Below are 12,336 nucleotides of genomic sequence, written 5' to 3' on the forward strand. Positions count from 1 at the left end.
GATCCTCGCCATGGCCGTAGCCCGTACCCGGAACTGGCGCAGCGCCCTGCTCTGCGGGACGGCGCTGGTGCCGATCATGGCCGGCGGCGCCTTGGCGCAGAGCGCCCCTGGCGCAATGGCGCAGATCGCGCCCGATGCGCGGCCGCAGGGTGGCCAGGTGGTGGCTGGCAGCGCCAGCATCGCGCAGAATCCCGCGCTGACCAGCGTGCAGCAATCCTCCGACCGCGCGGTGGTGGATTGGCGCAGCTTCAACATCGGCCGCGACCACACGGTGCAGTTCCAGCAGCCCTCCGCCAGTTCGATGACGCTGAACCGCGTGACCGGGCCTGATCCCTCCGTCATCGCGGGGCGGATGACGGCGAATGGGCAGATCGCGCTGGTCAACCAATCCGGCGTGCTGGTGACGCAGGGCGCGCAGATCCAGGCGCAATCCGTCATCATCTCCACCGCCGATATCAGCGACCAGGCCTTCATGGCCGGCGGCCCGCGGCTGACCTTCGACCGCCCCGGGCAGCCGGGCGCGCGGGTGGAGAACCAGGGCAGCATCACGGTGCGCGAGGCAGGCTTGGCCGCGCTGGTGGCGCCGCAGGTGGCCAATCGCGGCACCATCGCTGCCCGCCTGGGCCGCGTGGTGCTGGGCGGTGCGGAGACGCATGCGATTGACCTGCATGGCGACGGCCTGCTCTCGCTGGAGGTTACCGGCCCGGTGCGCCGGGCGCCCGCGAATGGCGAGGCGCTGGTCAGCAACACCGGCATGATCGACGCGCCCGGCGGCACCGTGCTGCTGACGGCGCAGGCCGCCGATGGCATCGTGCAGGATCTGGTCCGCGCCGGCGGGCGCATCGCCGCCGATGGCACCGGCGGTGCCGCGGCCGGGCGCGTGCTGGTGCGCGGCACCGGTGGTTCCGTGCGGATCGAGGGCGAGGTCACCGCCAATGCACCGGAGCCGAGCGGCACCGGCGGCAGCATCGCCGCGGAGGCTGATCGGGTCGCGGTTACCGGCACCGCGCGCATCGAGGCGTCCGGCCGTGCCGGTGGCGGGCGCGTGGCGCTGGGTACGGACCGGCGCGGCCCGGTTGCCCCCCGCATGGCGCGGCGCACCACCATCGCCCCCGGCGCCACCATCCGCGCCGATGCGACCGAGCGCGGTGCGGGCGGGGAGGTGCTAGTCAATTCGACCGAGACCACCGTGCATGCCGGCGCGATCTCTGCCCGTGGTGGGCCGCAGGGCGGCGATGGCGGCTTTGTCGAGGTCTCCGGCCAGCGGCGGCTTGCCATCACCGGCGGCATCGATGTGACAGCGCCGCAGGGCGCGGCGGGCAGCATCCTGCTCGACCCCATCTTCCTGACCATCGTCGCCGATGACGACCCGCGGGTGGATATCGACCCGGCGCTGCTGGCCGATGGCGTGTTGAGTGGCGGCGAGGGCAATGATTCCTTCATCGCCACCGGCGTGGTCGGCGGCTTTGCCGGCAATCTGCGGCTGGAGGCGACGCAGGACCTGACGGTGGAGGTCGCGCTGACCAAGGCGCTGGGCGGGCTGGCGCTGGTGGCGGGCCGTACCCTCACGATCAACGCGCCGCTGATCCTGCAGGACCCGGACCCGGCGCTGGTGCTCGTGCTGTCGGGCGCACAGATCGCCATCAACGCGCTGACGCAGGTGCCGGCGACCGGGCGCATCAACCTGCAGACGCCCGGCTTCCTGGGCAACAACATCGTGCAGGCCGGCGCCGGGCGATTCGTCGGTGGCACGCTGGACAGCGGCGCCGACAGCATCCCCGGCGTCTTCGACCTGATGGATCTGCAGGGCGACAATGCCATCGGCAGCCTGGGGGAAATCTTCGGCACCACCCTGCTGTTCCGCAACACGGCGCCGCTGACCATCCCGGCCGGGGCGACGGTGCGGGCTTCGACGCTCCGCATCGATGTCGAGGGCGGCGACCTGGCGGTGGATGGCACGGTGGTCGCCGGCATCGGTCCCTTCGCCGCGACGCTGCGCGCGAGCGGCGACATCAGCGTGACGGAGGCTGGACGTGTGGAGGGCGACGGGCTGCGCCTGATCGCGGGTTTCGACTTCGCATCCGGCGCGCCCGATGCCACCGCCGCAGCCGCGCTGCGCCTGTCTGGCACCATCCAGGGCTTTTTCAGCGAGGGCGGCCCGAATGATGTGGAGCTGATTGCGGGCGCCGGCGGCATCCTGCTGAGCGGCGCGCAGATCCGGGGGCTGAACCTCGACCTCATCGCCGGCAGCGGCGGCATTGCACAGACCGGCGGGCGGATCTTCGTCAGCGATCAGCTTCGCGTCACCACGCCGAGCGATGCGACGCTGGCGGTGACGCCGCCGGCTGCCCTGGACGGCAACCGCATCGGCAGCCTCGGCCCCAGCAATGTGGGCGGTGATTTCAGCCTGACGGCGCTGGGCGGGGAGGGTGGGGTCAACCTTTCGGGCGATATCCGCGTGGGCGGCGGCTTCACCCTGCGCTCCCGCGGCAGCGGGATCAGCCAGGCGGAGGGTTCGCGCCTGCTGGTGGGCAGCCTGGATGCGACAACGCCGGAGGGGATTCGCCTCGATGGCGACAATGAGATCGCCGTGGTGCAGCAACTGGTCGGCGGCGGCTTCAACGATGTCGTGCGGCTTCGCAACGTCACCTCGACGGAACTGGCTGGCGCGATCGTCGCGGAGCGGGGTTCCGTCGTCATCGATGTCGCGGGCGGCAACCTGCTGGTCAGCGGACTCGTCAGCGCCGCGCAGGGTGTCACGCTGAACGCCAGCGGCAACACCACACTGGCCGCCGGCAGCCTGGTGCGGGCGGATGGCGAGGGGGCGCTCGCGCTGGTGGGCGGATTCAGCAAAATGACGGAGGCCGCGGACCTCGCCGGCGGGCTCGTGCTGGCGGGCACGCTGGGCGATGCGGGGGGCCTCAACACGCTGTTCCTCGGCGCCGGCACGGGCGGTATCCAGCAGACTGGCGGGCGGCTGGTTGGGCAGGGCCTCGGCCTGGCCTCGGTGGGCGGCGCGATTCTCGACCGTGGCGGCGACCAGACCGGGCTTCGCAACGCCATCGCGGGCAGCCTGGGCAACATCACCATCCCCGGCGAATTCGTGCTGGATAACGGCGCCACGCCAATCCTGCTGGCGGGCAGCACCATCACCGCGGCCAGTATCGGCCTGCGGACGGATGCCACGCTGAGCCTGGCGGAACCTGCCTGCTTCCCCGCCTGCGCCAGCGCACCGGCCGGGCTGGAGGCCGGCGCCGGCCGCATTTCGCTGCGCGTCGGGGACCTGTCCGTGGTGCCTGGTGCCATCATCCGCGGCGGGCTGGTGGAGGTGGCGCCGGCGGTGCCGGGCGACATGGCCGTGCTGTTCCCGGCGCCAGAGGCCGGCAGCCTGAACCTGACGCCAGCAGGGTTTGCGGCGATCGAGGCGGCGACATTGCGGCTCGGCGCCACCACCTTCCGCGGCGTGACGCAGACCACGGCAAACGGCCTGCGCCTCGGCGGCGCGCTGGCGCTGGACGGCACGCTGGACCTGCGGAGCCTCGGCGGGGTGACGCAGCTTGTGGGCGCCGGTCTCGACGTGGCGCGGCTGACCGGTTCGGTGGCCGGGCAGGTGACGCTGACCAGTGACGGCAACCGGATCGGCAGCCTCGGCGACTTCACGGCCGATGCCGGCTTCGCGCTTAGCGTCAACGGCGCGCTGCTGCTGGATGGGCTGGTGCGGACCAACGGCACGGCCGCGCTGGCGGCGGTGGATGGTATCGCGGCCGAAGGCGTCGGGCGGATCGGTGCGGCGCGGCTGGAGATGAATGCAGGCGGCCCGATTACCCTTTCGGGGCTCAATACCGTGGCGGCGCTCGGCGCGGTCTCGGCGGTCGGCGACATCGCCTTCCGCAACAGTGGCGACCTGCTGCTGGATGGGCTGGTGCAATCCTCCGGCCTGGTCATGGCGCTGGATGTGGTCGGTGCGGTCACGCAATCGCCGAGTGCGGGGCTTTCGGTTGCCGCGCTGAGTGGCCGTGCCACCGGCGGTGCGACGCTGGGCGGGGCGAACCAGTTGGCGGCCATCAACGGCTTCGACGCCGGGGGCGGCAATTTCGTGCTGAACAACACGGCGCCGGTGCTGGCGCTGCCGGCTGGGCGCATCCTTCAGGTTGCCGGTACCCTCGCCATCACCCAGGCGGGCAACCTGCTGATCGACGGCACCGCGACAGGCGCCGTCACCACACTCGATGCCACCGGCCTGCTGACGGTCAACGGCTTCTCGGCCATCGCGCGTGCCGGCGACCTGCTGCTGCGCGGCGACAATGTGGCGGTGGCCGGGCTGATCTCCGCCCTGGGCGAGATCGGCGTGGAGGCGGCGAAGACGGCGAGCCTCAGCGGCATCGCCACCGGCAGCCTGCTGCGCGTGGCCGCCCCCAGCGTCTCCTTCGCCACGCTGGATGCCACCAGCACGCCGGTGCTGCTGCAACTGGGCGGCGGCGGCGGCGCCACCGGGGCGTTGGACGCGCTGGCGCTGGAGGTCTCCGGCGGCAGCGGTGCGCTGCTGACCGGCACCATCGCCAGCATCACCGGGCAGCCGGCCGCGGCGGAAGGGCGGCGCAGCAGCGCCACCGGCACCCCGCTGCCGGACCCGCCGGAGCCGACCGCCTTCCTGTTCAATGGCTGCCCGATCGGCGTGCCGCTATGCGGCGCGGTGCCGCCGCTGCCGCCCACCGAGGGCTCCGGCGAGCTGGAAATTCCGGTGCTGCCCGAAATCCCGGGCGTGCCGCCCGTGAGTCCGCCCGAAATCCCGGTGACGCCGCCACCGCCGGCCGCCGTGATCGTCACGCTGCCCGAGGGCGCCGTCACCGCCGTGAACAACCCCGCGCCGCTGATCGACAACCTGGACCCGGCGGCACTGGCCGCGGCGGTGGCGCAGACCCGGCCCTCCGCCCCCTATGTCACCAGCAGCTTTGCGCGCGATCGCGCCGAGGCGGAAGACCTGGCGCCGCCCAACATTCGCGGAGGCGATTTCTGATGCACAAGGCCCCGCTGTTCCTGCTGCTCGCCTTGGCCGGCTGCACCCTGCCGCCACCCTCCGCCGTGGTGTCCAGGCCGTCCGAAAGCGCGGCCATGGTGGACCTTGGCCAGACCCCGGCCGGGGATGCCTGCCGCCTGGCCCGCAGTGGCACCGGCGGGGATGTGTTCTGCGGCGACTGGACCGCGCCGAGCGCACGCATTCGCAGCGTCGCAGCGCCGGACGCGATGGCCGGCGCCACCAACCTGTCTGCCGCCCTGGCCTCCCAGCTCGATTGCACGACGCCGCGCGCCACGCGGGTGCTGGGCGGACAGCCGGCGGCGTTGCTGGAATGCCGCCGGCGCGTTGGCGGCTGGCCGGCCTTCGCCATGGCCGCGGAAAGCGGCGGCAGGGTCTGGCAGGCGGATGGCGTGCTGCCGGCCCTGCCCGCGGCCGAACGCGCCATCGGCGTGCTCTCCGGCCGGTTGAGCGCGGAGGCGGCGCCCCTGCCCTCCGACGCCATCGACCAGATGGCGACACGGCTGGCGCGGGAGGCGTTTGCCACCGGCGATCTCGGCCGCTTCGAGCAACTGATGGCGGTGGGACGGGACGCCAACCAGGCGGAACGCTTCGTCGCCGCCGAGACCGCCTATCGCGCCGCGCTTGCCTTGCAGGAACGGGTGCCGGGCGCCGATCCCTCCGGCCGCTTCACGCCGCTGGTGCTGCTGGCGCTGCAGCTTTCCAACCAGGGCCGCTACCCGGAGGCGGAGGCGCTGCTGGGCCGCGCGGCGGCGCTGGCGCCGCGCGCCGCGGACCCGATGGCGCCGGCCATGCTGGCGCATTACCAGGGGCTGCACGCTGCCAATCGCGGTGACTTCGTGCCGGCGCTGGAACGGCTGGAACGGGGCGCCGCGATGTACACCGCGCTGGTCCCGCCGGAATGGCGCAGCGGCCGCATTGCGCCGGCCGGCAGCGGGCCGGGCTTCGACCTCGGTGGCCTCGCGGTGGACCCGATCGCGTCGCGCGCCCTGGTCGGGCTGGTGGAGGCAAGGCGCAACCGCGCGGCGGTGCTGCGCCGGCTGGGCCGTTACGCTGACTCCGCCGCCGAGGCCGAGGCCGCGCAGTCCCTCGCGCGCGCTGCCCAGGGGGCGGAGGGGGCGGATCTGATCGCGGCGCGGCTGGCGCGGACGGATGGCGCGGCGGCCGCCGGCATTGGCCGCCTGGCCAGCGCCGATGCCAGCTTCGCCCGCGCCGCTGCCCGCTTCGCCCGCGGCGTGCCACGCTCCCGCCCCTATGCCGAGACGCTGTTGCTGCGGGCGGCGCAGCGGCAGGGCGGCACCCCCATCGCCGCGTTGTGCGAGGAGGCGGTGCGGGTGCTGCGCGCATTGCGGGAGGGCACGACGGCGGAGCGCATCGCCCCCTGCCTGGATGCCTTCATTGCCCAGGGCGCCCCCGATGCGGCCTTCGAGGCCGCGCAACTGGCCCAGGGCAGCGTCACCACCACGCAGATCGCCAGCGCCGCGGCGCGGCTTTCAGCCGGGGCGCGGGACCCCGCCGTGGCGGCGGCGCTGCGGGCCAAGGACGATGCGGAGCGCGCGCTGGTCCAGCTTTATCGAGCGCGCGATGCCGCGGTGGCGGACGGTGCGCCGGCTGCCGAACTGGCGGCCTTCGACCGCCGCATCGGGCAGGGCGCGGAAGAAGCCGCGCAGGCGGACGCCATCGTGCAGGCCGCCGCCCCTGGCTTCGCGCAGCTCGTGCAATCCGTGGCAAGTGCGGAGGAGGTGCTGGCGGCGCTGCGGCCGGGGGAGGCCCTGGTGCTGAGCACCATCCCGCCGCAAGGCCGGGGCTGGAGTTTTGTCCTGCTGGATGGCGCCATCACCGCGGCGCCGGTTGGGGCTGATGGTGCGGAGGTGGCGGCGCTGGTGGCGCGGGTGCGGGCAGGGGTGGAATCGGGCTCCGGCCGCCAGGCTTTCGATGCCGCGGCGGCGCATGCGCTGCACCAGGCGCTGTTCGCCGGCGTCGCCGCGCCGCTGGGCCGCGCCACGGCGCTGGTGGCGGTGGCGGAGGGGCCGATGCTTTCGCTGCCCTATGGCCTGCTGGTCACCGCGCCGCCGCCACGGGCGGACAGCCATGTCGGCGCAGACTTCCTGCTGGACCGGCTGCCGATCTCCCACCTGCCGGCGCCGGCCAGCCTGGTGGCACTGCGCCGCGTCGCGCCATCCCAGGCGCCGCGGCCCTGGATCGGTTTTGGCGCGCCGCGACCGGTGCCGGCTAACTTTGCCGCGCGCAGCTTCCCGGCCGCGCCAGAATGCGGCCAGAGCCTGGCCTCGCTTGAGGCGCTGCGCGGGGCGGAGGTGGAGCTGCAGGCCGCCGCCCTGGTCACCGGATCACCCGCCACCGCGCGCCGCACCGGCGCGGCCTTCACGGCGGAGGCGGTACGCCGGGCCGATCTGCGGTCCTACCGCACCGTGCATTTCGCCACCCACGGCGTGCTGCCGAGCGACCTGGCCTGCCTGACGGAGCCGGCCATCATCGCCTCCACCGCCGCGGCGGGGCCGGATGCGGCGCAGGCGCTGATCACCTCCGGCACCATCCTCGACCTGGAGCTGGATGCGAATCTGGTGCTGCTGTCGGCCTGCAATTCGGGGGGCGGCATCGCGGCGGGGGAGAGCCTGTCGACGCTCGCGCGCGCCTTCTTCTTCGCCGGCGCGCGGTCCCTGATGGTGACGCATTGGTATGTGGACGACATCGCCGCCGCACGGGTTGGCGTGCTGACGCTGGAGGCGATGCAGAACGGTGATGCGCCGGCGGTGGCGCTGCGCAAGGCGCAACTGGCGCAAAAGCAGGTTGGCGGCGGCACCCACCCGGCGGAATGGGCGCCCTTCGCGGTGCTGGGGGCGCTTTAGGCTTTAAGCTGCGCCGCCACCGCCTCCGCCACATCCTTCGTGCCGGAGCCACCGAATTCGGCGGTGCGCAGTCCGGCGGCAAAGGCGGCGTCCACAGCCGCCTCCAGCTCCACAGCCGCATCGGACCAGGCCTGGCCGGCGCCGCGTGTGCCGAGCCAGTCCAGCATCAGCGCGGCTGAGAGCAGCATGGCGGTGGGGTTGGCGATGCCCTGGCCGGCGATGTCCGGCCCGGTGCCATGGCTCGGCTGGAACACCGCATGGGTGTCGCCGATATCGGCGGATGGCGCATAGCCCATGCCGCCGATCAGCCCGGCGCCGAGGTCGGAGATGATGTCGCCGAACATGTTTTCCATCGGCAGCACGTCGAAATCCCAGGGCCGCCGCACGAGGTCCAGGGCCATCGCATCCACATAATGATGGCCAGCGGGGATATGCGGGAAACCCTGCGCCACCTCGTCGAAGACGCGGCGCATGAACGCCATGCTGAGGAAGACATTCGCCTTGTCCACCAGCGTCACCTTCTGCGGCCGGCGCAGCCGCTCAGTGCGGCGCTCCGCCAGGCGGAAGGCGAAGCGGGACAGGCGTTCGGTGGTGGCGCGGGTGATCACCATGGTGTCCCGCGCCTCCCGGTCCTCGATCATCTCGCCGCGGCCGCGCGCCCAGAACAGGCCCTCCGTGCTTTCGCGCAGGATGACCATGTCGATCTTCTGCGCCCGGGGGTCGCTGAGTGCGAGCGGCACGCCGGGGATGGCGCGGATCGGGCGGACGCCGGCATAGAGGCCGAGCCGGAACCGCAGATCGAGCTGCGGCGCGATCTCCGTGCCGTCCGGGTAGCGGATGCCGGGCCAGCCCATGGCGCCGAGCAGAATGGCATCCGCCGCCTCCGCCCGGCGGAACACCTCCTCCGACATGGCGGTGCCGGTGTCGCGATAGGCGAAGGCACCGGCGGTGAGGGTTTCGGTGGACAGGCCAAGGCCGTGGCGGCGCACCAGCTTTTCCAGCACGAAGCTGGTGGCCTCCGTCACCTCCACGCCGATGCCATCACCCGGCATCACCGCAACCCGCACCGCGTTGGTCGGCATGGACCGATCCCTCCCTGATCCCTTGGCTTATCCGTGGCGCGGATTGCGGCGCAGGTAAAGCCGGGCTTCCGCGTGGCGGGCTTCCGTGGCAAGCGCGCAGCGGGCGGGGAGTGGGCGATGACGCAGGACAAGGTCTGGCTGGACTACGACCAGGCGGCGCTGGATGCGGCCTATGACCAGCGGGTTTGGGCGCCGGACATGGCGGAGTGGCTGGCGCGTTATCGTGCGGATACGGCCGCCGCCCGCGCGGCGCTGAAGCCGGAGACGCTGTGCTACGGCCCGCATCTGCTGGATCTGTACCCGGCCCAGGGCACGCCGCGTGGAGTTCACCTGCACATCCATGGCGGCGCCTGGCGGGCGCAGTCGCGGGATGATTCGGGCTTCCTGGCGCCGGCGCTGACAGCCGCGGGGTTCGCGGTGGCGGTGCCGGATTTCAGCCTGCTGCCGGCGCGGCGGTTGCCGGATGTGGTGGCGGAGCTGCGCGATTGCGTCACGTGGCTGCGGCCACGCGGGCCGATCCATCTCTCCGGCCATTCCTCCGGTGCGCATCTGGCGGCGGTTCTGGCGACGGAGACGGAATTCGCCAGCGTCACGCTGGTCTCCGGCGTCTACGATCTGGAACCCGTGCTGCTTTCTGCGCGCCGTGCCTATGTGGTGCTGGATGCGGCGGAGGCCGCGGCGCTCAGCCCGCTGCGCCACGCTGCGCGCATTCGCGGCACGCTGCGCCTGGCCTGGGGCCCGGCGGAAAGCCCGGAATTCATCCGGCAGTCGGAGGCGATGGCGGCCGCCACCGGCGCGGAGACCTTCGTGCTGCCCGGCGTGAACCATTTCGCCGCCGCCTATGCGCCCGCCCAGGGCGCGCTGCACGCCGCACTGATCGCGTGAGGACCATCGCATGACGCCCGGCACCGCCATTACCTTCTTCTATTACCCGGACATCTCCGCGGTGATCCCGTTCTATGAGCAGGCGCTGGGCTTCAAGCTGGTGCTGGACCAGGGCACGGCGCGCATCTACCGCATCGCACCGAACTGCCATTTCGGCATCGTCGATGGCAACAAGGGCCATCTGCGCCACCAGCCGCGCAGCGCCGCGCTGCTGACACTGGTGGTGCCGGATGTGGCGGCGTGGCACGCGCGGCTGGCGGCGGCCGGCGTGCCGAAGCTGGGGCCGCTGCAGCGCGGCCCGCAGATCGAGCATTTCTTCTTCGAGGATCCGGCCGGCTACGCGATCGAGGTGCAGCGCTTCCACGACCCGGCGGTGGCCGAGCTGTTCGCCTGAAGGTCAGGCCGCCGCGAAGACGGCCTGGAAAAGCGCCTGCTGCCGCGCCAAATCCTCCGCCAGCGGCTGGTAGACCGGGCGGCTTGTGCCGTCATGCGGCGCCATCTCCCGGGTGCTTCGGCTTCCGCGCGCAAGCCCATCGGCGCCAGCGCCGCCCCGGCGACCAGGCCGGAGAGTAATCCCCGACGCGTGAGGGAGATCCTGCCCGGGCTGTGCGGCGGGAGGCGTACTCCATCTGCCTGTGCCATGATTTTTGGGCAATTTCGGGGGTCCCAGGCCAGCGCCGGATTCTGTGGCGGGTTGCTTCCACATCGGCATCAGCGCCGCCGGGCGCGAAGCAGTGTTTCCAACCGTTTCGCACAACCTCGGCGGGAGTTGTTTTGTCTTGCAACGACCGCGCGGCGCGATAGCGTGCCGGAATTCACGCGACGCAGGCTGCGGCGCGAAAGGGGGTGGCCGATGTCGAACGTCGCGGGCAAGGCCTATGGGATGAACGTGGTCACCCCGATGCGGCCGTGGAAGACCTGGATCAACCGGCTGCTGTTCATGGTGGCGCGCACGCAGCCGCAGCAACTGGGCGGGCTGCTCGGCCTGTCCATCATCCATTTCGCCCGCTGGGTGATGATCCGTCGCGACCAGTGGCCGGATCTCGGCCAGGGCAAGCCGGATATCGAGAACGACTACATGCTGTTCGTCAGCAACTTCAACGGCACCTGGGACCAGTACATCGACGCCTTCAGCGACGGCATTCCGAACGGGCTGGACCTGTTCTGGTATTCCAGCACGAAATATCCGGGCTCGATCCCGATCACGCCCTTCAAGAACTACATCCGCGCCAACCAGGTGGATTGCGCCTACTACTACAATGCCACGCCGGGCGCGGCGCAGCGGGACATCAAGGCGGCGCTGCGCGTCTGGACGGCGCTGGAGGGTCTGCGCGCGCAGCACGCCGCGATGACGCCGGCGGAATTCGCGGTGGCCTACCGCCGCGCCTTCATCGCCCTGCAGAACGACCTGCCCTCCCACGGCTATGCCCCGGTGGCGAGCAACGACACCCAGAATGCCGACCTGAACCGCGAGGCGCTTATCCGCCGGCCACCGACCTGAGCAGGAGCCCGAGCCATGCCGAATTTCGATGGTGGCCACTACTTCCTGACCGTGCTGATCCCGGTGCGCGCCGGGCTGTGCACCGACCCGCGCACCGATGCGACTGTCACCTCCCACGCCCAGGCGCTGCGCGGCCGGCTGGTGGCGTTGCCGACAGCGTTGCAGACGCCGGCGACCGAGAAGATCGGCGTGAACAGCCCCTTCGCGCGCAGCGACCGCACGCATTTCGCGCGCTTCGCCATTCTGGACGACGTCGCCTTCAACGGCCGTGGTCAGCGCGACCCGATCAAGGTCGCGCTGAAGCTGGCGCCGCAGCCGAGCGTGACGGACCCGGTGGACCGGCTACCCTGTGCGTACCTGATCATCGTGGCGGATTTCGACGCGCCGGATGGCAGCGACGCCGCGCTGGCGAACTACCTGACGCATCTGTGGTCCGTGATGGAGCCGGAACTGCGCGAGATCCTGGACCATACCGAGGGCCATGACCGCGCCAAGGATGCGGCCGGCTTCGTGCGGCTGATTCGCGCCTGCCAGATCGAGACCACCATGCCGTTCAACGACTATTGGCCAGGCGCGCCGCCGCTGTCGCCGCTGCCGCTGCGGAACCTGCTGCTGCCTGCGATCGTCTCGGCCGGGGCGCTGGTGCTGGGGCTGGTCCTTGGCCTGTTCGAGGATGACTGGCTGTGGCTGGCGCTGGCCGGGCTGGTCGCGCTGCCGCTGGCGCTGTGGTTTGCCTATTCCCGCGTGATGGCCGCCGGCGCGCAGCCCTTCCCCATGGCGCCGCGATCCGACCTGCCATCGGTGCTGAAGGCGCTGTACCTGCAACAGCATTTTACTCGGTTTGCGACGGACACGCAGGGCATGAGCCCCGAGGCGCTGCATGCCGCCTTCGGCGATTTCCTGGCGACACATCGGCCCGAGGATGTAGCCGCACCGACCCAGCACCGTGGCGTGGTGCGATGCTGA

7 protein-coding genes are annotated in these 12,336 nt (G+C 71.9%); 6 read left to right on the plus strand and 1 reads right to left on the minus strand.

The features are described from left to right. Window positions 1–10: 10 nt before the first annotated feature. Window positions 11–5,017, plus strand: a complete 5,007-nt coding sequence (locus ACFHNC_RS02050; RefSeq protein ID WP_437167535.1) for a two-partner secretion domain-containing protein — start codon at window positions 11–13, stop codon at window positions 5,015–5,017. After that, window positions 5,017–7,902, plus strand: coding sequence for a CHAT domain-containing protein (locus ACFHNC_RS02055; RefSeq protein WP_437167536.1), 2,886 nt, complete (start codon window positions 5,017–5,019; stop codon window positions 7,900–7,902). The genes ACFHNC_RS02050 and ACFHNC_RS02055 overlap by 1 nt, the downstream gene beginning before the upstream one ends. Here ACFHNC_RS02055 and ACFHNC_RS02060 read toward each other — a convergent pair. Next, complete coding sequence (locus ACFHNC_RS02060) at window positions 7,899–8,984, minus strand: isocitrate/isopropylmalate dehydrogenase family protein (RefSeq protein ID WP_437167537.1); 1,086 nt, start codon at window positions 8,982–8,984, stop codon at window positions 7,899–7,901. The two genes, ACFHNC_RS02055 and ACFHNC_RS02060, sit on opposite strands and share 4 nt — an antisense overlap. A 117-nt stretch (window positions 8,985–9,101) precedes the next feature. On the opposite strand from ACFHNC_RS02060, the gene ACFHNC_RS02065 reads away from it, so the two are divergent. From ACFHNC_RS02065 to ACFHNC_RS02080, 4 genes are all read left to right on the plus strand, one after another. Beyond that, the gene (locus tag ACFHNC_RS02065) at window positions 9,102–9,869 is read left to right on the plus strand and encodes an alpha/beta hydrolase (protein WP_437167538.1); all 768 of its coding nucleotides are present in this window, start codon (window positions 9,102–9,104) and stop codon (window positions 9,867–9,869) included. A gap of 10 nt (window positions 9,870–9,879) precedes the next feature. After that, window positions 9,880–10,263, plus strand: coding sequence for a VOC family protein (locus ACFHNC_RS02070; RefSeq protein WP_437167539.1), 384 nt, complete (start codon window positions 9,880–9,882; stop codon window positions 10,261–10,263). Between the two features lie 459 nt (window positions 10,264–10,722). Then, window positions 10,723–11,370, plus strand: a complete 648-nt coding sequence (locus ACFHNC_RS02075) for a hypothetical protein (RefSeq protein WP_437167540.1) — start codon at window positions 10,723–10,725, stop codon at window positions 11,368–11,370. A gap of 15 nt (window positions 11,371–11,385) precedes the next feature. Continuing rightward, window positions 11,386–12,336, plus strand: a complete 951-nt coding sequence (locus tag ACFHNC_RS02080) for a hypothetical protein (protein WP_437167541.1) — start codon at window positions 11,386–11,388, stop codon at window positions 12,334–12,336.

The sequence above is a fragment of the Falsiroseomonas sp. E2-1-a4 genome, assembly GCF_051433165.1.
Lineage (GTDB): Bacteria > Pseudomonadota > Alphaproteobacteria > Acetobacterales > Acetobacteraceae > Falsiroseomonas.